Genomic DNA, 24,268 nt, shown 5'->3' with positions numbered 1-24,268 from the left:
GGCAACTGTTATTCTCGGAGACTGATTTGACGGCGCGTCCAGGCAGGTCGGGTACCTGCTGTGTTCGCGCACGGAATTAACCAAACGCTGGACCTGACCAGCCCCATCAGCACGCCGCGGCCCGAGCTCGGCTGCGCAGGAGGAAGAGTGCTTTCGGCTTTTATCTCGTCCCTGCGGACGGCCGATCTGCGACGCAAGATCCTCTTCACGCTGGGTGTAGTCGTCCTGTATCGGGCCGGTGCCGCGTTGCCGTCCCCCGGGGTGAACTACCCGAACGTGCAGAAGTGCATCGAGCAGGTCAGTGGCGGTGACGCCGCACAGGTCTACTCGCTGATCAACCTGTTCTCCGGCGGTGCGCTGCTGCACCTGTCGGTGCTGGCGGTCGGCGTGATGCCCTACATCACCGCCAGCATCATCGTGCAGCTGCTGGTCGTGGTCATCCCGCGCTTCGAACAGCTGCAGAAGGAAGGCCAGTCCGGTCAGGCCAAGATGACGCAGTACACGCGTTATCTCGCGATCGCGCTGGCAGTTCTGCAGGGCACCTCGATCGTCGCGATGGCCGCGAGCGGCAACCTGCTGCAGGGCTGCACCCTGAACATCATCCAGGACCAGAGCATCTTCACCCTGGTCGTGATCGTGCTGGTCATGACCGCGGGCGCCGCCCTGGTCATGTGGATGGGCGAGCTCGTCACCGAGCGTGGCATCGGTAACGGCATGTCGCTGATGATCTTCGCCGGCATCGCCGCCCGCATCCCGTCCGAAGGCCAGTCCATCCTGGAGAGCCGTGGCGGCGTGGTCTTCGCCTCCGTCGTGGTCGCGACGCTCGTGATCATCGTCGGTGTCGTCTTCGTCGAGCAGGGCCAGCGCCGTATCCCGGTGCAGTACGCCAAGCGCATGGTGGGCCGCCGGATGTACGGCGGTACCTCGACCTATCTGCCACTCAAGGTCAACCAGGCCGGCGTCATCCCCGTCATCTTCGCGTCGTCGCTGATCTACATCCCGCACCTGATCACCCAGCTGGTCACCGCCGGTGATCCGAACGCATCCAACGGCTGGTGGTCCAAGGCGATCGCCAAGTACCTGACCAACCCGGCCGATCCGGTCTACATCGCGATCTACTTCGGGCTGATCATCTTCTTCACCTACTTCTACGTGTCCATCACGTTCAACCCCGATGAGCGGGCGGACGAGATGAAGAAGTTCGGTGGCTTCATCCCGGGCATCCGGCCGGGCAAGCCGACGGCGGACTACCTGCGGTACGTCCTGAGCCGCATCACGCTGCCGGGCTCGATTTACCTCGGTTTGATCGCGGTGTTGCCTAATCTGTTCCTGCAGAGCGGCGGCAGCAGCGCCCAGAACCTGCCATTCGGCGGTACGGCCGTGCTGATCATGATCGGCGTGGGTCTGGACACGGTGAAGCAAATCGAGAGCCAGCTGATGCAGCGCAACTACGAAGGGTTCCTCAAATGAGAATGGTTCTGCTGGGACCGCCGGGAGCAGGCAAGGGCACTCAGGCCGAGAAGCTGGCCGAGAAGTTCGGCATCCCGCAGATCTCCACGGGTGATCTGTTTCGTAGCAACATCAGCAAGGGCACCCCGCTCGGTGTCGATGCCAAGAAGTACCTCGACGCCGGTGACCTGGTCCCGGCCGAGCTGACCAACGCGCTGGTCGACGACCGTCTCGACGCCGACGACACCGCCGCCGGGTTCATCCTCGACGGCTTCCCCCGCTCGGTCGAGCAGGCCGTCGCGCTGAAGGACATGCTGGCCAAGCGCAACCTCAAGCTGGACGCGGTGCTGGAGTTCCGTGTGTCGGAGTCCGAGCTGCTGACGCGGTTGAAGAGCCGCGGCCGCGCCGACGACACCGAAGAGGTCATCCTCAACCGCATGAAGGTGTACCGGGACGAGACCGCCCCGCTGCTGGACTACTACCGGGACGAGCTCGTCTCGGTCGACGCCGTCGGCAGCCTGGACGAGGTCTTCGCCCGCGCCCTGCAGGCGCTCGGTAGCTGAAACCGCCGATCCGGCTGAAGTAGTCATCGATGATTGGTCTACCCCGACGCGGCCGCAAGGTCGTCCCGCAGCGGACACCCGGCGAACTGGACGCGATGGCCGCTGCCGGTTCGCTGGTGGCGGCCGCGCTGAAAGCGGTTCGTGAAGCCGCCGCACCCGGGATGTCCACTCTCGAGCTCGACCAGATCGCCGAATCCGTCATCCGCGATGGCGGCGGCATCCCGTCGTTCCTGGGCTATCACGGCTTCCCGGCGACCATCTGCGCGTCGGTCAACGACCGCGTGGTGCACGGCATTCCGACCGCCGACGAGGTGCTCGTCAGCGGTGACCTGGTCTCGATCGATTGCGGCGCCATCCTGGACAACTGGCACGGCGACTCGGCCGTGACGTTCGGTGTCGGCCCGCTGATCGACGCCGACCAGAAGCTGTCCGACGCCACCCGTGAGTCCATGGAGGCCGGCATCGCCGCCATGGTCCCCGGTAACCGGCTGACCGACGTCTCGCATGCCATCGAGCGGGGGACCCACGCGGCGTCCGCCCGCTACGACCGCAAGTTCGGCATCGTCGCAGGCTACGGCGGGCACGGCATCGGTCAAGAGATGCACATGGACCCGTTCCTGCCGAACGAGGGATCACCTGGCCGGGGCCCGTTCCTCGAGCCCGGCTCGGTGCTGGCCATCGAGCCGATGCTGACGCTGGGCACCTCGAAGACGGTCATTCTCGAAGACGAATGGACAGTCGTCACCAAGGACGGCTCGCGTGCCGCACACTGGGAACACACCGTTGCTGTCACCGAGGACGGACCCCGAATCTTGACGCTGCTTCGCGACTGATCCGGTGAACCGGATCGCCCCTGATCTCGTGTCAATGACGGAGGTTGGTGCATGAGCGATCCGGAGGCCGCCATGATGCGGGTGCTTTACGACGAGCACGCAGGCGCCCTTTGGCGCTATGCCCTGCGTCTGACACAGGACTCGGCGCGTGCCGAGGACGTGGTGCAGGAGACGTTGCTGCGGGCGTGGCGCCACCCCGATGTCGTATCCGACGCCAACCAGTCCCCGCGGGCCTGGCTCTACGCCGTCGCCCGCAACCTCATCATCGATGAGCAGCGCAGCGCCCGGCGCCGGCACGAAACGACGTCGTCAGAGGTGGTGGAGGCCGAGGACCGGACGGACCCGGCCGCCACCGACGAGGTGGATACCGCCCTGGATCGGATGTTGCTCGGGGGTGCCCTGAGTCAGCTCTCCGTCGACCATCGCGCAGTGATCGAGCGCGCGTACTACCGGCAGTTGAGCGTCGCCCAGATCGCGGCGGAGCTTCAGATCGCCGAGGGCACAGTGAAATCGAGGCTGCATTATGCGGTCCGGGCGCTGCGCCTGAATCTGCAGGAAATGGGGGTGACCCGGTGAGCATTCACATTGTCGAACCTCTCGGACCCTTCGATGGCGACCGGTACGCAACCTGGGACGCCGCCTACGTGCTGGGCTCGCTGTCCAGCGCCGAACGCCGTGAGTACGAAGCGCACCTACAGACCTGCTCCCGGTGCCGCGACGCGGTCGGTGAGCTCAGCGGTATGCCGGCCCTATTGGGTCTACTGGATTTGGCCGACGTGCAGGAGATCGGCGCCGAGCAGCCCGAGCCGCCGTTGCGGCCCGAGGTGCTCGACTCGGTACTGGCCAAGGTGCGCTGGCGCCGGCGCCGGACCCGCTGGGTGACGACGGCGGTGGCCGGCCTGGCCGCGGCGGTACTGGCAGTCGGTGCGGTGGCCGTCGTCCGGCCCGAGTTCTTCGGTGGGGGCCAGAGCCAGGAGCAGGTCGCGCAGTTGCCCATGCAGCACGTGGCACCCACACCGTTCAACGCCACCATCGCGCTGAGCAGCTTCGGCTGGGGCACGCGGATCGACATGGCCTGCAGCTACGGCGACTGGTCCAGCGGACCGGCCGCGCCACCGACCAACCTGGGTATGGTGGTGGTGGGCCGCGATGGCAGCCGTAACCAGATCGCCACATGGTTCGGCATGTCCGGTGCCACCGCGTTGCCGAGTGGTAACACGCCGATGCAGGTTTCGGAAATTGCTGCGGTACAACTGGTTTCCGCCGACAACGGCAAGGTTTTACTGGAGCGCAATCTCTAAAAATTTCCACTGGCGTTGAACCATTCGCCCATCCGCCTCGTGTCTGTGGTTAGACGAGCGGAAGCAGGTGGCAGATGGTCAGCAGGCATCGGGTGGCGGACCACATCATCACGCAACTTGCGGCGTCGGGTGTCGAGTATTTCTTCGGCGTCGACGGGGCCAACATCGAGGACCTGTTCGACGCGGCGTTCCTCGCCGACGACGTCACCGCGATCCTGGCCAAGCATGAGTTCTCCGCGGCCACCATGGCCGACGGCTACAGCCGCGCGGTGTCCCGGATCGGGGTGGTGGCCGCGACGTCGGGCGGCGGATCGCTGAATCTTGTTGCGGGACTGGGTGAATCACTGGCCAGCCGAGTGCCGGTGCTGGCTCTGGTGGGGCAGGCGCCGACCGGCATGGACGGCCGCGGCAGCTTCCAGGACACCAGTGGCCGGTCCGGATCGCTGGACGCGGTGGCGTTGTTCTCGGCGGTGTCGGTGTACTGCCGTCGCGTGACGGAGCCGGAGGACATCGTGCCGGCGCTGGCGGAGGCGCTGACCGCGGCGGCCGGTGGCGGCCCGGCGGTACTGCTGCTGCCGAAGGACGTCCAGCAGGCGATGATCGATGTGGTCAATCCGGTTGCTGCTGTGCAGGATTCGTTGCTGGCAGACCCGGGTCCCATCGCCGAGGTGCTGCGCCGGGCGCTGGGGCCGGTCACGATCATCGCCGGCGAGCAGGTGGCCCGCGACGACGCCCGCCGTGAGCTCGAGGAATTGCGCTCGGTGCTGCGGGCCTGGGTCGCCACGGTGCCTGACGGCAAGGACGTCAGCGGCTCACCCGGGCTGGGGCAGTCGTCATGGCTGGGCGTCACCGGCGTGATGGGCCATCCGCGGGTCGTCGACGCGATCTCCCGCAGCGCGGTGTGTCTGGTGATCGGGACGCGCCTGGCGGTGACGGCGCGCGCCGGCCTCGACAGCGCGCTGGCCGGGGTGCAGACGGTCTCGCTCGGCGCGGAACGTCCGTATGTGCCGAGCACACACGTGAATTCGACCAACCTGCGGGCATCGCTGACGGCGCTGACCCGATCGTTGACCGGAGCCGGCCGGCCCCACGGGCTACGGGTCCTCGACCCGCTGCCGCACACCGAACTTCAGCCGCCGCCGCACGACGGCCCCGGCATCCGGTACCGCGACACCGTCGCCCTGCTCGACGAACTGCTGCCCGACGGCGCCGACATCGTCGTCGACGCCGGCAACACCGGTGCCTCGACGGTGCACGGGCTGCCGGTGCGCCGGTCCGGCCGCTTCGTGGTGGCGCTCGGGATGGGCGGCATGGGATACAGCTTCGGCGCCGGCATCGGCATGTGCTTCGCGCGGGCGAAAACCGCTGGGCCGCAATACCGGACCGTGGTGGTGGCCGGCGACGGCTCGTTCTTCATGCACGGCATGGAGCTGCACACGGCGTTGGAGTACCGGCTCCCGATCACCTTCGTGTTGTTCAACAACAACGCCCACGCCATGTGCGTCACCCGCGAACAGTTGTTCTACGGCGACCGCTACAGCTACAACCGCTTCACCCCGGCCCGGCTGGGCGCCGGCCTGGCCGCGATGTTCCCCGGCCTGCACGCGACGGACGTCACCGAGCTGCCGCAGCTGGCCGGCGCGCTGAGCGAAGCGCTCAGCCGGCACGGGCCATCGGTCGTCAGCGTCGAATGCTCCGCCGACGAAATCCCCACGTTCGCACCATTTCTCGATACCGCCACACAACAGACGCAGAAAGAGAGCTCCCAGCATGTCGCTGCCCGCGCTTGAAGACATCGCCCTACCCATCGACGGCGTGACCCGCATCGAGAACGCGCCGCGGGAAAAGGCCACGCCCATCATCATGGAGATGATGCGGTCGGTATACCCGCACGACGTCGTCTTCGGTGGCTACTGCACCGTCAACGACTACATCGACTGCCCGCCGGAGGAACTGTTCGAGTACCTGGCGGACACCCGCAGCCTCGAGGAGTGGACCTACAGTCTGCGCGGATTCACCGAGACCGAGGAACCGGGCCTCTGGCTGGCCTACGACCGGCTGGGCTCGGAGACCGAAATCTACACGCGCACAGTGGCGAACCGCGAGGCGATGACCGTCGACTACCACTGTGCCTGGGACCAGGGCCGGCACCTCTGGATGATCTACCTGATGCGCGTCGTCGACGCCCAGGTCGTGCTCAACAAGCCGGGTTCGGTGGTGCTGTGGACCAACTGCCACCACCCGTTCTACGACAACAACCCCTACCCGGAGACCGCGCCCGCACAGCGACCCGTGTGGGTCGGGGACTTCTGGGACATGTTCGGGGCGGGCCACCGCCTGGAACTGGACAACCTCAAGGCGATTGCCGAATACCGGCACCGCAACGGTCTGCCGATCACCCCGGCCTGGATGAAGTGAGTCACGCATGAGCCAACCAGTTGTGAGCCTGCTCGACGTTTCGACCTATCTTCCGGGCGAGCCGATCAGCGCCGACTACTACGCGCAGTTCGCCGATTCCGACGACCTGCGGGACAACCTGATGTTCCGGGCGCCGAAGTTCCGCCACCACGTGGCACCCGACGAGACGGCCATCGACATGGTCGAGCGGGCGGCGGCGGGCCTCGTCGACCGGCACGGCTCCGACGCCCTCGCCGACGTCGACATCCTGATCACCCACACCCAGTTGCCCGACATGCCGTTCTACGGCGGCGGTGGCGGTATGGCCAATCGGCTTGGCATGAAGCCGAACTGGGTGATCGACCTGCACAACGGCGGGTGCGCGGCCTTCATCCTGGGCCTCAAGCTGGCCAAGCAGTTGATCGCCTCCGGGGAGGGGCGTACCGCGTTGGTGGCGGTGGCGCAGAACGCGGCGGGCCAGGTCTTCGACCAGGTCACCATTCGACCCAAGGCGCAGGCGTCGGTACCCGGTGACGGTGCCGCGGTGGGACTCGTTGCGGCCTCTGATGTTTCGCCGATCCTCGACGTCGAATGCCGCACCTACGGCGAATACGCCGGTGACATGACGATGTCGGTCGACCCGCCGCGCAAATGGTGGCAGGCCGGGCCCGGCGAGGGCTGCATCGGCTTCACCGAGAGCAAGATCACCAAAGTGCTGGCCCGGGGCAACCGTCAGGTGCCCGAGGTGGCGTACGCGGTGTGCGACCGGATCGGGCTGGCGCCCAAGGACATCGGCCTGCTGGTCACCAATCAGCCGAACCGCGTGTTCCTGCGGAACTGGCGCGAGGCCCTGGAACTGCCCGAGTCGAAGCACCGCGACACGTTCGACGAGTGCGGCAACCTGTTCGCCGCCGGCGTGCCCGTCAACCTGGACCGGGCGATCACCGACGGACAGGTCGGCGAGGGTGACGTCGTGATGATGGCGGCCTTCGCGCACGCCGGTGACTTCGCCGGTGCGGCCGCCGTGCGCTGGGGCGGACAGCGATGACGCCCACGTGCGCGTTGGCCGATGCGGTCGGTTCGCTACCCGCCGCGGACGACCCGCTGGCGTTGGCGCTCAACGAGAATCCGTTCCCGCCACTGCCTGCGGTGCGGGCCGCGCTCACCGCGTCGATCGGTGTGGTGAACCGGTATCCGGAGTTCCTGCCGCAGCGGCTGCGGTCGCTGATCGCCGGACACGTCGGCGTCGCCGATGACCAGGTGCTCGTCGGAGCGGGCGCCACGGGCGTCATCCTGCAGGTGCTGCAGGCCGTCACGCACCCCGGCGATGTGCTGGTGACGGCGTCACCGACCTTCGACGGCTACCCGATCTTCGCGCAGATGGCGCGACTGCGGTCGGTGACCGTGCCGCTGGACCGGCACGGTCACCATGACCTCGACGCCATGGCGGCGGCCGCGGCGCGGGCCCGCGTGGTGGTGATCTGCCGTCCGCACAACCCGACCGGGACGGTCGAGTCGGCCGCCGACCTGTACCGGTTCCTGGACCGGGTGCCGTCGGGCACCGTCGTCCTGCTGGACGAGGCGTACGTCGAATTCCTGGCCCCCGAGCTGTGCCTGGACATCCCGTCGCTCGTGGTGCGGTATCCCAATCTGGTTGTGGTGCGCACCTTTTCGAAGGCCTACGGACTGGCCGGCCTGCGCATCGGCTACGGCGTGTGTGCGCCGTCGCTCGCCCGCGACCTGTGGGGTATGCAGCTGCCGTTCGGGATCGGGATCACCGGCCTGGTGGCCGTCGCCGCGTCCTACGATGCGGAAGATCAACTGCGGCAACGTATCCGGATGATCGCCTCGGAAGGGGCGTTTCTGCGGGCACGGCTGCGCTCGATGGGCGTGTACTGCACCGACAGTCACGCCAACTTCGTCTATCTGCCGAGCGGGGCGCGGGCCTGGGAGTTCGGCGACGACGGCCCGCGGGTGCGCAGCTACGCCGACGGCGGCGTCCGGATCACCGTCGGGGACCGCAGGTCGTCGCGCGCGGTGCTGGCGGCCATCCGTAAGGCGGTGGACGGGACGGGCGTCGGGGCCTGACTGCATCGGCCGAGGGGTCCGGTGCGGTATGAATGAGCGGTGAGCAGTGACCCCATCGCCCGGGCCCGGGCCAACTGGGAGCGGGCCGGCTGGGGCGACGTCGCCGACGGCATGGTCGCGGTGACGTCGGTGATGCGGGCCCACCAGATTCTGCTGGCGCGCGTGGAGACTGCGCTGCGGCCCTATGACCTGAGCTTTTCCCGCTACGAATTGCTGCGGCTGCTGGCGTTCAGCGGTAGTGGCGCGCTGCCGATCACCAAGGCGTCCGACCGGCTGCAGGTGCACGTCACGAGCGTCACCCATGCCATCCGGCGGCTCGAGGCCGATGGTCTCGTCGAGCGGGTGCCGCACCCCACCGACGGGCGGACCACCCTGGTGCGGTTGACCGAGGTGGGCCGCTCGACGGTCGAGGACGCCACGGTGACCCTCAACAAGGAGGTGTTCGCTGACGTCGGGATGTCCGACGAACAGTCCGCGGCGCTGGTCGATGCGATCGAGACCCTGCGCCGCACCGCCGGCGACTTCTGACCGGCTCAGCGCCGCAGCGGATTCCGCGATTCGATCAGGGGCCGCAGCGATTCGGCGAACATCGGTTTGGCGAAGTAGTAGCCCTGGCCGATATCGCACCCGTACGCCGAGAGCTGCTCGGCGGTCGCGGCGTCTTCGACTCCTTCGGCGACGCTCGCGATGTTCAGGGCGTGGGTCAGGTTGATCACCGATCGAACGATGGCGGCGGCGCGGGGATTGTGCGTCATCGGCAGCACGAACTCGCGGTCGAGTTTGAGTTCATCGACCGGCAGGTCGCGCAGGTAACTCGTGGTCGAGTAGCCGGACCCGAAGTCGTCGATCGACACCCGCAGACCCGACTTCCGGAGCCGATCGATGACCACCTCCGTCCGGCTCATGTTCGACAGCAGCATCTGCTCGGTGATCTCCACGGTGAGGGCGCTCGGTGGCAGTGAGTGCTCGGCGAGGATGGTCCCTATGCGATCGGCCAGATCGACGTCGGTCAGCGACTGCGCGAAGAGGTTGATGGCGACCGGCACATTGCGATATCCCGTCCCGAACCAGGTCGAGGCGTCCAGGACCGCTTGCTTGAGCACCGTGTCGGTAACCGAGCCGATCAGGCCGTTACGCCGGATCAACGGCAGAAACTCGGACGGGGTCAGCAGGCCGAGCTCGGGATGGGGCCAGCGGAGCAACGCCTCCACACCGACGATTTCGCCGGTGGCCAGCAGCACTTTGGGCTGATACACCAACTTCAACTCGGAGTCGCCGATGGCACGGCGCAGTTGCCCGAGCAGTTGCACACCGGCTTGGGCGGGCGGCTGGATCCGACCGCTGTCGCTCCACCGCTGCGGCAGGTCCAGCCGCGAGACCTGGCGCATGTCCGCGGAGAAGGTCTGTACGCCGCCGATGCCGGTCCGCTTGGCGGCGTACAGCGCGATGTCGGCCTGCTGCATCAGATCGTCAGCGGTGACGTCTGGTTCGTCGGCGGGGGTGATCGCCAACCCGACACTCGGGTGGATGAAGACCTTCTCGCTGTTGAGCGAGAACGGTGCGTCGAAGGCCTCGATGATCCGCTCGGCGATGGTGGTTGCCGCATTCGGTGCCGACCGGATGAGAACGGCGAATTCGTCGCCGCCGAGCCGGGCCACGGTGTGCTCGGCCGGCACCGTGTTCTTGAGCCGACTCGCGACGTCGATCAACAGCTCGTCGCCGCTCGGGTGCCCGAGGTTGTCGTTCACCATCTTGAAGTCGTCGAGGTCGAGTGCGAGCACGGCGATGGGAACCCGGTCGTCTCCACGTGACCGGATGGCCGCATCGAGGTGGTCGTTGAACATCAGCCGGTTGCCCAGCCCCGTCAACGGATCGCGCCGGGTCTGGTCGGCGAGGTCGAACAACAGCCGCCGATTCTGGATCAGCACGATCAGCTGCCGGACCAGTGCCGTCATCACGAGTACCGACGCGGCGATCAGTACCGGCTTGTCGTTGGTCACCGGCCAGAGGTCGATGAGCCCGACGACCACTGCGGCCACCATCGGCGAATAGGGGAGCCAGAGCAATGGATCGGCCAGGGCCTGCCGTTTCCGCCCCGTCGCCGACGGCGGTTTGCGCGCATCGATCAGCCCGCCGGCACTGAACAACACCAAGCCCGCGGCCCAGCCGACGACAGCCACCGGACTGGTCGAATTCGATTGGGCCAGAACGTATATCCAGATGCTATCGGCCACTGCGACGATGATCAGCCCCGTGCACACCAGGACGATGGCCTGGCGTTTGCCCGGTACCGTCGAACTGACCGTCAACACCGCCAGCGTGATCATGACGACGTCCGAGATCGGGAACGCGACCGACACCGCGGTCGCCAGCCAGCTGGAATGCGTGGATGCGAACAGCTCCTCCAGGATCAGCACCCAGCACACGAGGAACAGCGCGGAGGCGATGATGACGCCGTCCAGCACGGGGCGCAGTGCCGACATGCGGTCGGGCCGAACCTTCCCGGCGGACGCGACCACCACAGAGCAGGGCAGCAGCAGGAACGCGGCATCGGCCACCGACGGAAACGCGGGCGGCGAACCGAGCACGGCGTGGTGATAGAGCAGGATCAGGTTGCCGGCGACCCAGCCCGCCATCCCGATCGCGAGTGCCAGCCAGGCGCGCTGTCGCCGGCCTCGGTTGGCCCGGTAGGCGGCCACCGCGGCGAGGCAGGCAAGGCTGCTGAAGACCGTCAGCCCGATGTCGTTGGTGAGACGTGCCGCCAACGTGCCATGGTCACCGAAGATCACCAGATAGGCGAATGCAGCGAAGATGACTGCAGCAGCACCGATGACCGCATTTGTGTTGCCTGTGCGCACCTACACTCCCATGTCAACCACGATGGTTCGGTATTCCTCGGGCATTGTCAAAATTTGCCAAATCAGCCGCGAGATACATGACGGATGATTTCTAGCAACGTCAGGCCGTTGTCATCAAGTCGTCGATGGCAGCGGGATGGTGGCGGTGACGATGGTGCCCGAGCCGGGCCGGGACCGGATATTCAGCCGGCCGCCGACGATCTCGGCGCGCTCGGCCATCGACAACAACCCGTAGCCACCCGTCTCGTCGGCGCCCAGCGGGCGCTCGAACGTGTCGAAACCGATGCCGTTGTCGATGATCTCGAGCCGGGCGTGCTCCGCGTCGGCCGTGAACTTCAGCAGCGCATTGCTGGCGTGGGCGTGCTTCACGACGTTCTGCAGGCACTCCTGCGCGATGCGGTACAGCGCCAGCTCGATGTGGTCGGGCAAGCGGACGTCGGTCAGCTCCACGTCGACGTCGAGCTGACCGATGGAGCGCGCGAGGCTGGCCAGCCCGCCGGCCAGCCCCAGATCGTCGAGGACCGGCGGGCGCAGGTTCCCGATGGCGGCGCGGGCCTCGCCGAGCGTCAGGTCCACCAGCTCCCGGGCCAGCGTCAGCTGCTCGGCCGCGACGGCGGTGTCGGTCCCGACCGCCCGGCTCGCCGCGTCGAGCCGGTACGACAGCGTCACCAGCCGCTGCGAGATACCGTCGTGGATATCGCCGGCCAGCCGGCGGCGCTCGATCTCCTGGGCCTCGATGACCTGCTCGACGAAGTTCTCATGGGCACGTTCGCGGGCGACGAGCTGGCGGTGCAACCGGGCCTGGTGCATGGCCCCGGCGATCAGCCGGCCGATGACCAGCAGCAGCTCCACGTCGCGGGCGGTGAATTCCCGGCGCTCGACGGTGTGCACGTTGAGCACGCCGACCAGTCCGCCCGGGTCGGTCTCCATCGGCACCGACACCATGGACGCGAAGTCACTGCCGCGCAGCGATTCGAACGGCCGGTAGCGCGGATCGGATTCCTTGTCGTGGCGGATCACGACGGGCTCGCGATTGCTGGCCACCCACCCGGAGACGCCCTCGCCCAGCGGCAGCCGGATTTTGCCGACCTCCTGGTCGAACGGCGGGGTGGCGCCCGTCAATGTCAGCGAGCGTTCGGTGTCGTCGAGCACGTGGACGAAGCAGACGTCGGTGCCGGTGGCCGCGGTGATCATCCGGGCGGCCGCCGCGGCCAGCGGCTCGACGCCGGGTCCGCTCGAGGCGGCCTGAATCAGCTCGCGCAGCAGGGCCAGCTCGCGGTCGGCGGTCAGCACCTCATTGCGCGGCGTCATCGGTAGATGCCCTCCCGCAGCGCGGTGGCCACGGCGCCGGCCCGGTCACTGACGTCGAGCTTGCGGTAGATGGACCGCAGGTGACTCTTGACGGTCTCCTCGCCGATCACCAGCCGGGTCGCGATACCGCGGTTGGACAGTCCGTCGACGACGAACGACAGGATTTCGCTCTCGCGCTGCGTCAGGCCCTGCCGGGCGCCGGGCCAGAACTCGTCGCGCTGCATTCGGGCGGCGGTATCGGCGGCCCGGGCGGCCATACTCGGGTCGATGGCCGTCGCCCCGCCGTGCACCAACTCGAGCTGACGGACCAGGTCGTCGCTGCTGATGCTCTTGAGCAGATAGCCCGCCGCCCCGACCCGCAGCGCCTGGTACAGGTACTGCTCGTCGTCGTACACCGACAGCATGACCACCTTGCGGTCCGGGGCACGTTCGCGCAGTTCACGGCACAGGTCCAGGCCGCTGGCGCCCTGCATCCGCACGTCGCACAGAACGATGTCGGGCTGCAGCTCGTCGACCACCGCGGCGGCGCGTTCGGCCCCGACGGCCTGGCCGACCACCCGCACCCGGTCGCTGAACGCGGCCAGCATGGCCTTGAGTCCCTCGATGACCATTTCGTGGTCGTCGACCAGGATCAGCCGTACCGGCGCAGCGGCGCCGGCTTCGGGCTCGGCGGTCATGCGCGATCCGCCTTCGGCTTCTCGCTGGTGCTCATGGCATCACCTTAGAGCGGCGATTCCGCGCTGGTCGGGAGGACCGGCTGTGGACCATCGGGAATGTTCATCCCGAATCTCGCCCGTCCAATCCCCCGTTGGGGGGAGGCCCCGCACATGTGACGTGGGACACCCTTGTACCCATGTCGGTGAGTTGTGTGGAGCGCACGTTCTGGTGGGATGTGGCACGCCCGGCCCATGCCGTGATCGACCCGCTGCGCGCGGTGATCTTCGACCTGGACGGTGCGCTGGCCGACGTCGAGCGCGACGCACACCGCGTGGCGTTCAACGCCGCCTTCGCCGAGCACGGGCTGGATATCTCCTGGTCGGTGGCCGAATATGGCCGGCTTGTCCGCATCGCCGACGAACAGCGTCGCGTCGCCTCGGCACTGCGCCGGCGCGGATACGGACGGGTCAGCAACGAGATCGCCGCCCACGTGTACCGCACCAAGACCGACCTTTTCGAGACGTCGGTCCTCGACGGTGACGTCAGCCCGCGCGACGGCCTCGCCGACCTGGCGGCCGGCTTGTTCGGCGCCGGGGTGGCGGTGGCTGTCGTCAGCACCGGGAGCCGGTCCTGGGTCGAGCCGCTGGTCCGTCAGCTGCTGGGCGACGGCATCGCCGAGACCATCGTGACGCCCGATGATCTGCCGCGTCCGACCCGGGAACCGGATCTGCACGGCCACGCCCTGTGGGAGTTGGGGCTGGGACCGGAGAGCGCGCTGGCGGTGGCGGGCGGTGCCCGCGGTTTCCGCGCGGCACGGGCCGCCAAGCTGGCGACGCTGGTGGTCACCACCGGCTACTCGGCCGGCCACGAATTCCCCGGGGCGGTCCAGGTGCGCGCAGAGTACGACGGCCTGCTGGCCGCCGGATGCGAGCGCCTACACAAGAACTGGTGGTCAGCCCAGGGCTGACCACCAGTTCTTCACAGCTTTTGAGTTGTCGAGGCGGGCCGATGGCCCGCCTCGCTTTGGTCGATCAGAGGTGCGGCAGACCGATGCTCGGCAAGCCGATGGACGGCAGCCCGATGGATGGCAAACCGATCGGCGGCGGCGGAAGTTGCGGCATGCCGATCGCCGGAGGCGGCGGCAGTTGCGGCAGGCCGATGGGCGGCGGCGGCGGAAGCTGCGGCAGGCCGATCTTCGGGGATGGCAGCTTGGTCAGATCAGGCATCTGCGGCGCCGCCAGCTTGGTGAAGTCCGGCATCTGCGGCATGCCGATGGGGGGCATCTGCGGCAGGCCGATAGGGGGCAGCTTGGGTGCGGCCAGCGCGCCGAGCGAAACGATGGCCGGTACGCCGATGGCCGGCAGACCCAGCGCCGGCAGACCACCGAGGCTCGGTGCGGCCGCGGCCGGCGCCGCGAGCGCCGGAGCAGCGATGGCCGGGGCGGCGGCGGCCACGGAGGAGACCTTGGCGATGTCGCCGACGGCGGACATGGTGCCGAAGGTGGCGGCGGTCGCGACCGGCGCCACGGTCTGAGCGCCTGCGAGGGTGGCGCTGGCGGGCACCGCCAGATTGCCGAGGGCCAGACCCGCGAGTCCGGTGACCAGGCCACCGAGGCCGGCGTCGACCACCAGGCTGGGCAGGCTCAGGCCGGGCAGACCGAGAGACAGCGGGATGGCGACGGTCGCCTCGGGCGGCTGCATGCTCGACAGGTTGATGGGCGGGAAGCCGCCCAGGCTCCAGTCGTCGCCCCAGTCGAGGCCGTTGTCGTTGTTGCGCGCCGTCTTGCCGGTGTGGCCCGCCGTCGAGCTCGAGGTCGAGTTGGCGACGGTCTTGCTGTTGGCCGTGCCCACGTCACCCGAAGGAGTGGTGGCCGACTCGTTGTTCTTGCTGGCCTGCTGTTGCGACGAATCCTGGTTGTCAGGGCTCACGGGGTCAGGCGACGCGAACGCGACACCGGCTCCGCAGAGCGCAACAGCAACCGCCGTTGCGGAGACCGTTGCCCCCCGGGCGAAAAGTTTGAAAGTCATGCGGCGCGAATCCTCCCTGTGCGACCCACGCATCCTATGCCCTAATGCGCGCGATGTCACAGTTAACTAACGAATACCACTGTGACGTGCGGTGATGATGAGGTGACGTCATTGACGCAGCAGATTGATCACCGCGCTGAAGTCGAGATCGGGATGCTCGGCGGCAAACTTTGCGTAGATGTCCGCGGCATGGCTGCCGAGGGGTGCGGACGACCCCGTCGAGCGCACCGCAGCCATCGCCAGACCGAGGTCCTTATTCATGAGGGCAGTGGCGAAACCGGGCTGGAAATCGTTGTTGGCCGGAGACGTGGGGACCGGTCCGGGGACGGGGCAGTTCACCTGCACGGCCCAGCAGTTGCCGGTCGCGCCGGTGATCACGTCGAACAGCGACTGCTTGTCCAGGCCGAGGTGCTCGGCGAGGACGAATGCCTCACCGATCGCGATCTGCTGGACGGCGAGCACCATGTTGTTGCACACCTTGGCGGCCTGGCCGGCCCCCGAGTCGCCGCAGTGGATGATCTTGCCGGCCATGGGCTCGAGCACCGCGCGGCCGCGTTCGAAGGCCTCGGGCTCGCCGCCGACCATGAACGCCAGCGTGCCGGCCGTCGCGCCTTTCACGCCGCCCGACACCGGCGCGTCCAGTTGGGCGAAGCCGTGCTCGCCGGCCAGACGGTGCACCTCGCGGGCGTCGTCGACCGAGATGGTGGACGAATCGATGAACAAGGTGCCGGGGGCCGCGGCGGGCAGGACGTCGGCGTAGCAGCTCTTCACCAGATCGCCGTTGGGCAGCATGGTGATGACGACGTCGGCACCGGCCACTGCCTCGGGGCCGCTGTCGAAGGTCGTCGCGCCGTGTTCCCGCGCGGCCTGCGCCGCGGCCGGGACCGGGTCGAAGCCGTGCACGGTGTGCCCGGCCGCGATGAGGTTGGCCGCCATCGGCCCGCCCATGTGGCCCAGCCCGAGAAATGCGATCGTCGCCATCAGTGTGTCCTCCCTAGTTCTCCGCGATTTGTGCACGATTTCCCGCGCTCGCCGCGGATTTTCGTGCACAAATCGCTCAGTTGCGTGCGGCGGTCGAGGCCGCCCGACCGATGACCACGCGCATGATCTCGTTCGTCCCCTCCAGGATGCGGTGCACCCGGAGATCGCGGACGATTTTTTCCAGCCCGTACTCGCGCAGATAGCCGTAGCCGCCGTGCAGCTGCAATGCCTGGTCGGCCACCGTGTAGCAGGCCTCGGTCACGTGGAGCTTGGCCATGGCGCACAGTTCGACCTTGCGCGGATTGTTGGTGTCGAGTGCGATTGCCGCCCGCCACAACATGTTTCGCGAGGTTTCCAAGGCGGTCGCCATGTCCGCGAGGGCGAACCGGATGGTCGGCTCGTCGATCAGGGCCCCGCCGAAGGCCTCACGCGACGCCAGATAGCCGAGCGCCTTGTCGTAGGCGGCCTGCGCACCGCCCAGGGAGCAGGCGGCGATGTTGATGCGGCCCCCGTTGAGGCCGTTCATCGCGATGGAGAAGCCTGTGCCCTCGCCGTCCGAGCCGCCGAGCATGGCTTCGGCGGGCACCCGCACACCTTCCAGGATCACCTGGGCTGTGGGCTGGGCGTGCCAGCCCATCTTCTCCTCGTTGGCGCCGAAACTCAGTCCCGGCGTGTCCTTTTCGACGATGAAGGCCGAGATGCCACGCGGTCCGTCGGCCCCGGTGCGGGCCATCACGACGTAGACGTCCGAGACGCCCGCGCCCGAGATGAACTGCTTGACCCCGTCGAGCACGTAGTGGTCACCGTCACGAACGGCCTTGGTGCGCAAGGCCGCCGCGTCGCTGCCGGCGCCCGGTTCGGTGAGGCAGTAGCTGGCGATGGCCTCCATCGAGGCCAGCTTGGGCAGCCACGTCTTGCGCTGCTCCGGGGTGCCGAAGCTGTCCACCATCCACGCGCACATGTTGTGGATCGACAGGAACGCCGCGATGGTCGGATCGGCGGTGGCGAGCTGCTCGAAGATGCGCACGCCGTCCAACCTGCGGAGTCCACTGCCGCCAACGTCGTCATTGCAGTAGATGGCCGCCATGCCCAGCTCGGCCGCTTCCCGCAAGACGTCGGTGGGGAAGTGGTCGTCGGCATCCCACGCCAAAGCGTTTGGGGCCAGCCGTTTTTCGGCGAACGCGGCCGCTGTTTCGGCGATCACGCGTTCGTCGTCGTCGAGTCCGAAGAGGTCGATGCTCAACGCAGGCCCTTACTTGAAGGTCGGGATCGAGAACTCGGCCCCGTCCTTGATGCCCGACGGCCAGCGCTCGGTGACGGTCTTGACCTTGGTGTAGAACTGGATCGACGCCGTCCCGTACTGGTTGAGGTCGCCGAAGCCGGACCGCTTCCAGCCGCCAAAGCTGTGGTAGGACACCGGAACCGGAATCGGCACGTTGACGCCGACCATGCCGACCTGTACGCGCGAGACGAAGTCACGGGCGGTGTCGCCGTCGCGGGTGAACACCGCGACGCCGTTGCCGTACTCGTGCTCCGACGGCAGGCGCAGCGCCTCCTCGTAGTCGTGGGCGCGGACGATAACCAGGACGGGGCCGAAGATCTCGTCGGTGTAGATCGACATGTCCGGGGTGACGTGGTCGAACAGGGTGGGGCCGAGGAAGAAGCCACCCGACAGGTCGGCATCGTCGAACGTGAGGTCGTCGCTGGCGCGTTCGCGGCCGTCGACCACGAGCTCGGCGCCGGCGTCCACGCCCTGGGCGATGTAGCCCCGCACGCGCTCCAGCGCCGCGCCGGTGACCAGGGGGCCGTAGTCGGCCTTCGGGTCCAGGCTGTGGCCCACCCGCAGTTGGTTGACGCGCTCGACGAGCTTGTTGCGCAAGCGGTTTGCGGTCTCCTCGCCGACGGGGACGGCGACGCTGATGGCCATGCACCGCTCGCCGGCGCTGCCGTAGCCGGCACCGATCAGGGCGTCGACGGCCTGATCCAGGTCGGCGTCGGGCATCACGATCATGTGGTTCTTGGCGCCGCCGAAGCACTGCGCACGCTTGCCGTTGGCGGCGGCGTTCGAGTAGATGTACTGCGCGATGTCGGTGCTGCCGACGAAGCCGACGGCCTTGATGTCGGGGTGCGCCAGGATGGCGTCGACGGCCTCCTTGTCACCGTTGACCACCTGCAGGACACCGGCCGGCAGACCGGCCTCGATGAACAGCTCGGCGAGGCGCAGCGGCACCGAGGGGTCGCGCTCGGACGGCTTGATGATGATGGCGTTGCCACAGGCCAGCGCGGGTCCGGCCTTCCATAGCGGGATCATCGCGGGGAAGTTGAACGGCGTGATGCCGGCGACGACGCCCAGGGGCTGCCGCATCGAGTAGACGTCGATGCCGGATCCGGCGCCCTCGGTGAACTCACCCTTCATCAGGTGCGGGATGCCGACGGCGAACTCGATGACCTCGACGCCGCGCTGGATGTCGCCAAGCGAGTCCTCGAATGTCTTGCCGTGTTCCAGCGAGAGCAGGCGAGCCAACTCGTCCTTGTTCTGGTTCACCAGGTCGATGAACTTCATCAGCACGCGCGACCGGCGCTGCGGGTTCCACGAAGCCCATTCCCGTTGCGCGACAACGGCACCCGCCACCGCGGCGTCGACGTCGTCGGCCGAGGCCAGGAGCACCTGGGCCTGGGTCTGGCCGGTGCTGGGGTTGAGCACGTCTGCGGTGCGGGTCGATTCGCCGGTGGTGCGCCGGCCGTTGATGAAGTGCGGAATCTGGGTGGTCATGACGTCCGTCCAAAGTTATGGAGAGTTCGGGATTCTCGGCCTCACGCGCCGGGATACTTGCATATCCTAGTAATTGCGGCCCGGTGTTGGCAAGGGGTTGCCGGCATGACACCTGGGGCCTTTGCCCGCGCTGGTTGCTCCGGGGTAGTTGCCCGGGTTGCGACTTCTTTGCGGATGCCTGACCAAATCCGGAAAAACTTGTCAGGATTGATACGGCGAGATGCTCCTACATACAAGCGAGGCCAACCGGGCCGAGCGAAGGAGAGGCGGAGCACAATGGCTACCAAGCTGAAAAAGTTCGTTGCTGGAATTGCTGCGGCAGCGGCAGTACCGGTAGCTCTGGCGGGCGCTGGAACCGCGCACGCGAACCCATTGGGAGTGAATCCGGTGCCGCACTACGGCGGCATCTGGATCGGTTGGAGCGGCGGCAGCGGGGGCACCTGGTGCACCTACACCTCCGACTGGTTCACCACGCGGGCCTACCAGAACTCCGCCGGAGAGGCGGGCTTCTTCGTGCCGGGCATTCCGCTCAACCGGTTCTGGGACATCAACGTCAACTGCGACAACGGCGACACCGGCTTCTACCCGGCCTACTACTACTGATGGGGGGAGAACCCCGCCGATGAGCGCGCTTATCGATTGGGACGAAGCACCCGACGGGGAACTCGCCCGCGCGGCCGCCTCGGGCGACCGCGCGGCGTTCGCCGCGATCTATGACCGCTACGCGGACCGGCTCAACGACTTCGTCGTGCGCATGGTCCGGGACAGCGACGCCGCTGCCGACTGCGTCCATGAGGCGTTCTGTACCGCGGCGACCGGGCTGTCGAAGCTCCGCCAGCCCGAGAAGCTGCGGCCGTGGTTGTACGCGGTGTCGCGCTCCCAGGCCTTGCGGCACATTCAGCGCCGCAAGCTCGAACAGCCGGCCGACGACGAATACCTCGACGGCGCGTCGGCCGAGGCCGGTCCGGACGCCCTGGCCGAGCAGGTCGACCTGGCCCAGCTGATCCGCGAGGCCTGCGGTGGCCTCTCGGACCGTGACCGCGAGGTCATCGAACTGAGCTACCGCCACGGGCTCGACGGACCGGAACTCGGCAAGGCACTCGGCGTCAGCCCGGCCACCGCCAACACCCTGACCCATCGCGCCCGGGAGATGGTCGGCCGCTCGCTCGGTGCGTTGCTGGTGGCCCGGCAGACCCAGCAGGACCCGGCACGATGCCCGGGTCTTGCCGCGGTGCTCGATGGTTGGGACGGAACGATGACGGTGTTGATGCGCAAACGCATCGCCCGGCACATCGAGTCGTGTCCCGAGTGCGAATCCGAACGAGGCCGCCGGGTGAGTCCGGCGGCGCTACTGGGCGCCATGCCCTTCATCCCGGCCCCGAAGGAGCTCCGGGACACCACGCTTGCGGACATTCAGTTGGTCTGTTGGACAACCGATCTGGTCGATGGCGCCGACGCCGGTGCAGGCGCCGACCCTGGTGCAGGCGCCGACCCCGGTGCCGGCGCCGACCCCGGCGTCGGTACCGCGCCCGCGGAGGAACGACGCCGCCGGCTGGCTCTGCCGATCAGCCTGGCCGCCTGCGCGCTGCTGCTGGTTGCGGGTCTGGTCTGGACGCTGACCGGGCCGGCCCGCCACGGCCGGGAACCGGTCGACAGCGGCATCACGGCGCCCTTGGATACACCCGCGACGACGCCGCTTTCCGCGCCGCCCAGCGCGCCAGGGATGCTGGTGCCTGGGATTTCGACCAAATCGGTCGCACCGCCGGTGGTGGTGGTGCCGAGTCAGCAACCGCAGCCCCAGCAGGATTCCCCGGCTGCCGAACCGATGCCGGCACCGCAGCCGTCGCCACCGGATCACACGGCCGGCAGGCCCGGCCCGGTGACGCGTCCACCGATGTCGGTTGCGCCGCCGTCGTTCGAAGCGCCGCCGCCTCCCACCGGCGATGCGGGTTCCGGCGGCCGGCGTTGAGCCGTTGACTCTGACGTGAGGGCGTGTGCCTCGCGCAGAAGTGCGCCTTGGTTGCAGGGTCGACGCGGCTTGGGTGCGTTGGGCCGTTGATCCTGACGTGGGGGCGTGTGCCTCTCGGACAACTGCGCACTGGGTACAGGGTCAATGAAAAGCCCGCCACGGTAACCACCGTGGCGGGCTTGTGGGTCTGGTGATGTCAGCCGGCATCTAGAGGCAGATTCGGGTTGACGGGCGGGGTCTTTCCGGGGCTCGGAATGGCGAGCGGGCCCTTCAGCGCCGGCGGTTCAGGCTTGGTGGGCGGTTCCTTGGGCGGTGCCGCCGGCGGCGCCGGCAGATTGATGATGATCGGCGGGAACGTGGGCATCGGTTGTAGCGGCGGTGCCGGGACCACCTCGGGGGCGGCAGCCGGTGGTGCGACTTCCGGGGCGGGTGCGGCCGCGGGTGCCGCGGTGACGACCGGTGCGGCCGGTCGCTGGGGCACGGCCGCCGGCACGTGGTCGGGAACCACCGGAGCGGCCGGTGCCGCCTGCGGGGCAGAGGGTGCCGGAAGCGCCGACGGCGGTTGCACCAGAACGGCGGGCGCGGCCGCGGGAACGGCAGTCGAGCCGCCGGCGGCCGCCACAGAGGTCCCCGCGTCGAGTGAACTGATCGCGGTGAACGCCACGGCGGCCGACGCCACGATCACACTGGCCGCACCGCCCAGGGCAAGCGCCACGCGGCGCCGGGCCCAGCGGCCGTCGTCGGTGCCGACGGCGACGGTGAGTTCGTCCTCCGGCGCATCGGGTATGTCGAGTTGGTCGCTGTACGCGAGCCGGGAGAAGGTCGCCGAACGCGGGCCGGCGTCTATGGCGTCAGCCGCGATGGTGTTGTCGGTGTCGGGGTTCCACGGGGTGGGTGAATGGTTGCTCATGCTGGTATGAGCACTGCCGGCAGCAGAGTCTGACAAGTTTTTTCGTGGCAATTCGGATTCTTCCGAAAAAAGTGTCCCCGGCGTCCGGGGGTCGCGCTCCTACCTATGACAGAGCCCGCACGGGGCGTCTGCAACACCGAACAAGGAGCGCGAAATGACCAACAACACCCCTGCCAAGCGGCAGTCTCTTGCGAAGCGGGCTGCCGCGGCAGCGCTGCTGTCCGGCAGCATGGCCCTGGCCGGCATGGGCCTGACGGCGGGCACCGCACAGGCACAGCCGTCCATCCCTGCTCCGCAGACCTGGGGCCACGACTACTGCTCGTGGGCCTGGTGGGACTGGGAGCACTGCCACTACTACTGGCACTGGTACGACTGGGACTGGAAGCACTCCGACCACAAGAAGCACTGACTGGCCGTGATGGCACCCCGCCTGCGCGGATTCGAGACGCAGCCGGGTCCGGTGTTGAACCGGGTCCGGGCTGCTCTCGTTCTCCTCAATGAAGCCAACGCCGATGCTCGTTGATTCGGCAAACCATCTCGCCTTCGCCGGATTAGCATCAGTGCATACCGGCGATCGATCCGGTACGGGAGCCCGTCTCATGACCGCAGTGCCAGATTGGGACATTGTCAGCGACGCCGACTTGGTCGGCGCCGCGCTCTCCGGAGACCGCATGGCATTTGCCGGTATTTATGACCGCTACGCCGACCGGCTCCACGACTTCTGCGTCGGCATGGTCCGGGACCGCGATGCTGCCGCGGACTGCGTCCAGGACGTGTTCTGCACTGCCGCAACAGCTTTGGACAAGTTGCGGGAACCCGACAAGCTGCGCCCCTGGCTGTACGCGATTGCCAGGAACGAGGCGCTGCGCCGGATCCGGCAGCGGCGCCGCGAAGAACCGTCAGAAGAACTGCCCGACGAGGCGTCCGGGGACGCCGGGCCCGACACGCTGGCAGCCCGCAACGAACTGGCCAAACTGGTCGCCGAAGCGGCCGGCGGGTTGTCCGACCGCGACCGTGCGGTGCTGGAGCTGGGTTACCGCCACGGACTGGAGGGGCCCGAACTTGCCGAGGCGCTCGGCGTCAGTACCGCCAGCGCCAAGAAGATCATGCAGCGGTTGCGCGACACCATGGAACGCTCGCTGGGCGCGCTGTTGGTCGCCCGACGCGGACAGAGTGGTAACAGCTGTGCGGAGTTGGGCGCGATCCTCGCCGGGTGGGACGGGACTTTCACCATCCTGATGCGCAAGCGGATCGCCCGTCACATCGAAAGTTGCCTGACGTGCGATCAGGACCGTCGCCGGATGGTCAACCCGGTCGCGCTGCTCGGCGGCACGCCGCTGTTCATCCCCGCGCCGACCTGGCTGCGCGACCGCACACTGAATCGGATTCAGCTGACCTCGGCGTCCGCCGATCTGGACAGCGCACCCACCGCCGCACAGAGTGCGCTGCCGGATGCGCCGACCGAGCAGTTCGCCGCGGCCGACGGGCTCGCCGCGGAACCGGCCACCAGGCAGCCGAATGGCCGCGTGATGCTGACGATGTCGCTGCTGATGGGCATTCCACTGATCGTGCTGGCGCTGACCATCGCCTGGCGGTACGAAACCAACGCCCCGGTCGCCCCGAAAGGCGTCACCACCTCCGTCACCCCGCCACCGAGCACGACGCCGGAGAACCCGGTGACCACGACCGTCGCGCCCCCGCCGCCGCCCAGCCCGACCGCCGTCGTCACCGCGCCTATCGAGCCGACGACGGTCCTTCCGCCACGGGCGGTCCCGCCGCCGCAGCAGTCGCCGGTGCCGCTGCCGCCGGCCGCGCCGGTCGTGACGCCGCCGCCGTCAACACGGCCGGTGCCACCGCCGCGACGTCCGCGGCCGCCCGTCGTCAGTGAAGAACCGTCGCCGCCGAGCAAACAGCCGCCCGTGATCACCGAGCCGTCGCCGTCGCCCACCCCGCCGCCGACGACGACGCACAAGCCGCCGCGCCCGCTGCCCCCTGGCCCCGTGGGGCCGATCGAGCCGGCGCCGGTGACGACGACGCAGGGCCCAATCATCTACTAGCCCGGCCGATTTCGAGCCGGAAAGCAAAGCCCGCCAAAAGTTGTCCCGTCGTGGGTACCGCGCGACTCCTACCTGTGAGAGCCGCCCATCCGGG

23 protein-coding genes are annotated in these 24,268 nt (G+C 68.1%); 15 read left to right on the top strand and 8 right to left on the bottom strand.

The genetic code is table 11. From position 1 onward, the window contains the following. Positions 1-147: 147 nt before the first annotated feature. From secY to ACJEIK_RS22595, 10 genes are all read left to right on the top strand, one after another. Positions 148-1,470 carry a preprotein translocase subunit SecY gene (gene secY / locus ACJEIK_RS22640; RefSeq protein ID WP_064858374.1) on the top strand — a complete coding sequence of 441 codons (1,323 nt, stop codon included), beginning with the start codon at positions 148-150 and terminating at the stop codon, positions 1,468-1,470. Beyond that, positions 1,467-2,012: an adenylate kinase gene (locus tag ACJEIK_RS22635; RefSeq protein ID WP_064858373.1), complete on the top strand. Its 546-nt coding sequence runs from the start codon at positions 1,467-1,469 to the stop codon at positions 2,010-2,012. Before secY ends, ACJEIK_RS22635 begins: the two co-directional genes overlap by 4 nt. Before the next feature lie 29 nt (positions 2,013-2,041). Further along, on the top strand, positions 2,042-2,845 hold the full coding sequence (gene map, locus ACJEIK_RS22630; RefSeq protein ID WP_064858372.1) for a type I methionyl aminopeptidase: 804 nt from the start codon (positions 2,042-2,044) through the stop codon (positions 2,843-2,845). 51 nt (positions 2,846-2,896) lie between these two features. After that, positions 2,897-3,421 carry a sigma-70 family RNA polymerase sigma factor gene (locus ACJEIK_RS22625; RefSeq protein WP_061001784.1) on the top strand — a complete coding sequence of 175 codons (525 nt, stop codon included), beginning with the start codon at positions 2,897-2,899 and terminating at the stop codon, positions 3,419-3,421. After that, a complete protein-coding gene (locus ACJEIK_RS22620; protein ID WP_110767128.1) occupies positions 3,418-4,146 on the top strand; it encodes a zf-HC2 domain-containing protein in 729 nt (242 codons plus the stop codon). Before ACJEIK_RS22625 ends, ACJEIK_RS22620 begins: the two co-directional genes overlap by 4 nt. 74 nt (positions 4,147-4,220) lie before the next feature. After that, on the top strand, positions 4,221-5,936 hold the full coding sequence (locus tag ACJEIK_RS22615) for a thiamine pyrophosphate-binding protein (RefSeq protein ID WP_064858371.1): 1,716 nt from the start codon (positions 4,221-4,223) through the stop codon (positions 5,934-5,936). Then, the gene (locus ACJEIK_RS22610) at positions 5,917-6,564 is read left to right on the top strand and encodes a hypothetical protein (RefSeq protein ID WP_061001782.1); all 648 of its coding nucleotides are present in this window, start codon (positions 5,917-5,919) and stop codon (positions 6,562-6,564) included. The genes ACJEIK_RS22615 and ACJEIK_RS22610 overlap by 20 nt, the downstream gene beginning before the upstream one ends. A 7-nt stretch (positions 6,565-6,571) precedes the next feature. Then, complete coding sequence (locus tag ACJEIK_RS22605) at positions 6,572-7,591, top strand: 3-oxoacyl-ACP synthase III family protein (RefSeq protein ID WP_036427217.1); 1,020 nt, start codon at positions 6,572-6,574, stop codon at positions 7,589-7,591. After that, positions 7,588-8,631 (top strand): pyridoxal phosphate-dependent aminotransferase, encoded by a 1,044-nt coding sequence (locus tag ACJEIK_RS22600; protein ID WP_064858370.1) that lies wholly within the window; start codon positions 7,588-7,590, stop codon positions 8,629-8,631. Before ACJEIK_RS22605 ends, ACJEIK_RS22600 begins: the two co-directional genes overlap by 4 nt. 39 nt (positions 8,632-8,670) lie before the next feature. Then, on the top strand, positions 8,671-9,159 hold the full coding sequence (locus tag ACJEIK_RS22595) for a MarR family winged helix-turn-helix transcriptional regulator (RefSeq protein ID WP_020101445.1): 489 nt from the start codon (positions 8,671-8,673) through the stop codon (positions 9,157-9,159). Between the two features lie 5 nt (positions 9,160-9,164). Here the strand turns inward: ACJEIK_RS22595 and ACJEIK_RS22590 are convergent, their stop codons facing one another. The 3 genes from ACJEIK_RS22590 to ACJEIK_RS22580 form a co-directional block, all read right to left on the bottom strand. Beyond that, positions 9,165-11,489, bottom strand: coding sequence for a putative bifunctional diguanylate cyclase/phosphodiesterase (locus tag ACJEIK_RS22590; RefSeq protein ID WP_064858369.1), 2,325 nt, complete (start codon positions 11,487-11,489; stop codon positions 9,165-9,167). A 114-nt stretch (positions 11,490-11,603) separates the two neighbouring features. Next, positions 11,604-12,800: a GAF domain-containing sensor histidine kinase gene (locus ACJEIK_RS22585; protein WP_061001779.1), complete on the bottom strand. Its 1,197-nt coding sequence runs from the start codon at positions 12,798-12,800 to the stop codon at positions 11,604-11,606. Next, positions 12,797-13,477, bottom strand: a complete 681-nt coding sequence (locus ACJEIK_RS22580; RefSeq protein ID WP_020101448.1) for a response regulator — start codon at positions 13,475-13,477, stop codon at positions 12,797-12,799. The genes ACJEIK_RS22585 and ACJEIK_RS22580 overlap by 4 nt, the downstream gene beginning before the upstream one ends. Before the next feature lie 176 nt (positions 13,478-13,653). Between ACJEIK_RS22580 and ACJEIK_RS22575 the strand changes: the two genes are divergently transcribed. Continuing rightward, positions 13,654-14,424: an HAD family hydrolase gene (locus ACJEIK_RS22575; RefSeq protein ID WP_073696983.1), complete on the top strand. Its 771-nt coding sequence runs from the start codon at positions 13,654-13,656 to the stop codon at positions 14,422-14,424. Positions 14,425-14,488: 64 nt separating this feature from the next. On the opposite strand, the gene ACJEIK_RS22570 is transcribed toward ACJEIK_RS22575, so the two are convergent. The 4 genes from ACJEIK_RS22570 to ACJEIK_RS22555 form a co-directional block, all read right to left on the bottom strand. Next, a complete protein-coding gene (locus ACJEIK_RS22570) occupies positions 14,489-15,385 on the bottom strand; it encodes a hypothetical protein (RefSeq protein WP_167838026.1) in 897 nt (298 codons plus the stop codon). A gap of 207 nt (positions 15,386-15,592) precedes the next feature. Next, on the bottom strand, positions 15,593-16,465 hold the full coding sequence (mmsB, locus tag ACJEIK_RS22565) for a 3-hydroxyisobutyrate dehydrogenase (RefSeq protein WP_064858366.1): 873 nt from the start codon (positions 16,463-16,465) through the stop codon (positions 15,593-15,595). A gap of 76 nt (positions 16,466-16,541) precedes the next feature. Beyond that, complete coding sequence (locus ACJEIK_RS22560) at positions 16,542-17,702, bottom strand: acyl-CoA dehydrogenase family protein (RefSeq protein WP_064858397.1); 1,161 nt, start codon at positions 17,700-17,702, stop codon at positions 16,542-16,544. A gap of 15 nt (positions 17,703-17,717) precedes the next feature. Beyond that, positions 17,718-19,238 carry a CoA-acylating methylmalonate-semialdehyde dehydrogenase gene (locus ACJEIK_RS22555; protein WP_064858365.1) on the bottom strand — a complete coding sequence of 507 codons (1,521 nt, stop codon included), beginning with the start codon at positions 19,236-19,238 and terminating at the stop codon, positions 17,718-17,720. 276 nt (positions 19,239-19,514) lie between these two features. Between ACJEIK_RS22555 and ACJEIK_RS22550 the strand changes: the two genes are divergently transcribed. Together ACJEIK_RS22550 and ACJEIK_RS22545 are read left to right on the top strand one after the other, a co-directional pair. After that, positions 19,515-19,841 carry a hypothetical protein gene (locus ACJEIK_RS22550; protein ID WP_064981178.1) on the top strand — a complete coding sequence of 109 codons (327 nt, stop codon included), beginning with the start codon at positions 19,515-19,517 and terminating at the stop codon, positions 19,839-19,841. 19 nt (positions 19,842-19,860) lie between these two features. Next, the gene (locus ACJEIK_RS22545) at positions 19,861-21,207 is read left to right on the top strand and encodes an RNA polymerase sigma factor (RefSeq protein WP_209841202.1); all 1,347 of its coding nucleotides are present in this window, start codon (positions 19,861-19,863) and stop codon (positions 21,205-21,207) included. A 196-nt stretch (positions 21,208-21,403) separates the two neighbouring features. Here ACJEIK_RS22545 and ACJEIK_RS22540 read toward each other — a convergent pair whose 3' ends face one another. Then, positions 21,404-22,117: a hypothetical protein gene (locus ACJEIK_RS22540; RefSeq protein ID WP_135356894.1), complete on the bottom strand. Its 714-nt coding sequence runs from the start codon at positions 22,115-22,117 to the stop codon at positions 21,404-21,406. 154 nt (positions 22,118-22,271) lie between these two features. On the opposite strand from ACJEIK_RS22540, the gene ACJEIK_RS22535 reads away from it, so the two are divergent. Both ACJEIK_RS22535 and ACJEIK_RS22530 read left to right on the top strand, forming a co-directional pair. After that, positions 22,272-22,526, top strand: coding sequence for a hypothetical protein (locus ACJEIK_RS22535; RefSeq protein ID WP_060998932.1), 255 nt, complete (start codon positions 22,272-22,274; stop codon positions 22,524-22,526). Between the two features lie 190 nt (positions 22,527-22,716). Next, complete coding sequence (locus ACJEIK_RS22530) at positions 22,717-24,174, top strand: RNA polymerase sigma factor (protein ID WP_209841205.1); 1,458 nt, start codon at positions 22,717-22,719, stop codon at positions 24,172-24,174. Positions 24,175-24,268 lie beyond the last annotated feature (94 nt).

The sequence above is a fragment of the Mycobacterium sp. SMC-16 genome (assembly GCF_046250085.1).
Lineage (GTDB): Bacteria > Actinomycetota > Actinomycetes > Mycobacteriales > Mycobacteriaceae > Mycobacterium > Mycobacterium phocaicum.
The sequence above is the reverse complement of the archived record's forward strand: the minus strand, read 5'-3'. Positions and strand labels throughout refer to the sequence as shown.

Excerpts from the sequence above, each read along its gene's own strand:
- ACJEIK_RS22635 (WP_064858373.1), top strand. The coding sequence starts at position 1,467 with ATGAGAATGGTTCTGCTGGGACCGCCGGGAGCAGGCAAGGGCACTCAG.
- map (WP_064858372.1), top strand. The coding sequence starts at position 2,042 with ATGATTGGTCTACCCCGACGCGGCCGCAAGGTCGTCCCGCAGCGGACA.
- ACJEIK_RS22625 (WP_061001784.1), top strand. The coding sequence starts at position 2,897 with ATGAGCGATCCGGAGGCCGCCATGATGCGGGTGCTTTACGACGAGCAC.
- ACJEIK_RS22615 (WP_064858371.1), top strand. The coding sequence starts at position 4,221 with ATGGTCAGCAGGCATCGGGTGGCGGACCACATCATCACGCAACTTGCG.
- ACJEIK_RS22610 (WP_061001782.1), top strand. The coding sequence starts at position 5,917 with ATGTCGCTGCCCGCGCTTGAAGACATCGCCCTACCCATCGACGGCGTG.
- ACJEIK_RS22605 (WP_036427217.1), top strand. The coding sequence starts at position 6,572 with ATGAGCCAACCAGTTGTGAGCCTGCTCGACGTTTCGACCTATCTTCCG.
- ACJEIK_RS22600 (WP_064858370.1), top strand. The coding sequence starts at position 7,588 with ATGACGCCCACGTGCGCGTTGGCCGATGCGGTCGGTTCGCTACCCGCC.
- ACJEIK_RS22585 (WP_061001779.1), bottom strand. The coding sequence starts at position 12,800 with ATGACGCCGCGCAATGAGGTGCTGACCGCCGACCGCGAGCTGGCCCTG.
- ACJEIK_RS22580 (WP_020101448.1), bottom strand. The coding sequence starts at position 13,477 with ATGACCGCCGAGCCCGAAGCCGGCGCCGCTGCGCCGGTACGGCTGATC.
- ACJEIK_RS22575 (WP_073696983.1), top strand. The coding sequence starts at position 13,654 with ATGTCGGTGAGTTGTGTGGAGCGCACGTTCTGGTGGGATGTGGCACGC.
- mmsB (WP_064858366.1), bottom strand. The coding sequence starts at position 16,465 with ATGGCGACGATCGCATTTCTCGGGCTGGGCCACATGGGCGGGCCGATG.
- ACJEIK_RS22555 (WP_064858365.1), bottom strand. The coding sequence starts at position 19,238 with ATGACCACCCAGATTCCGCACTTCATCAACGGCCGGCGCACCACCGGC.
- ACJEIK_RS22550 (WP_064981178.1), top strand. The coding sequence starts at position 19,515 with ATGGCTACCAAGCTGAAAAAGTTCGTTGCTGGAATTGCTGCGGCAGCG.
- ACJEIK_RS22545 (WP_209841202.1), top strand. The coding sequence starts at position 19,861 with ATGAGCGCGCTTATCGATTGGGACGAAGCACCCGACGGGGAACTCGCC.
- ACJEIK_RS22540 (WP_135356894.1), bottom strand. The coding sequence starts at position 22,117 with ATGAGCAACCATTCACCCACCCCGTGGAACCCCGACACCGACAACACC.
- ACJEIK_RS22535 (WP_060998932.1), top strand. The coding sequence starts at position 22,272 with ATGACCAACAACACCCCTGCCAAGCGGCAGTCTCTTGCGAAGCGGGCT.
- ACJEIK_RS22530 (WP_209841205.1), top strand. The coding sequence starts at position 22,717 with ATGACCGCAGTGCCAGATTGGGACATTGTCAGCGACGCCGACTTGGTC.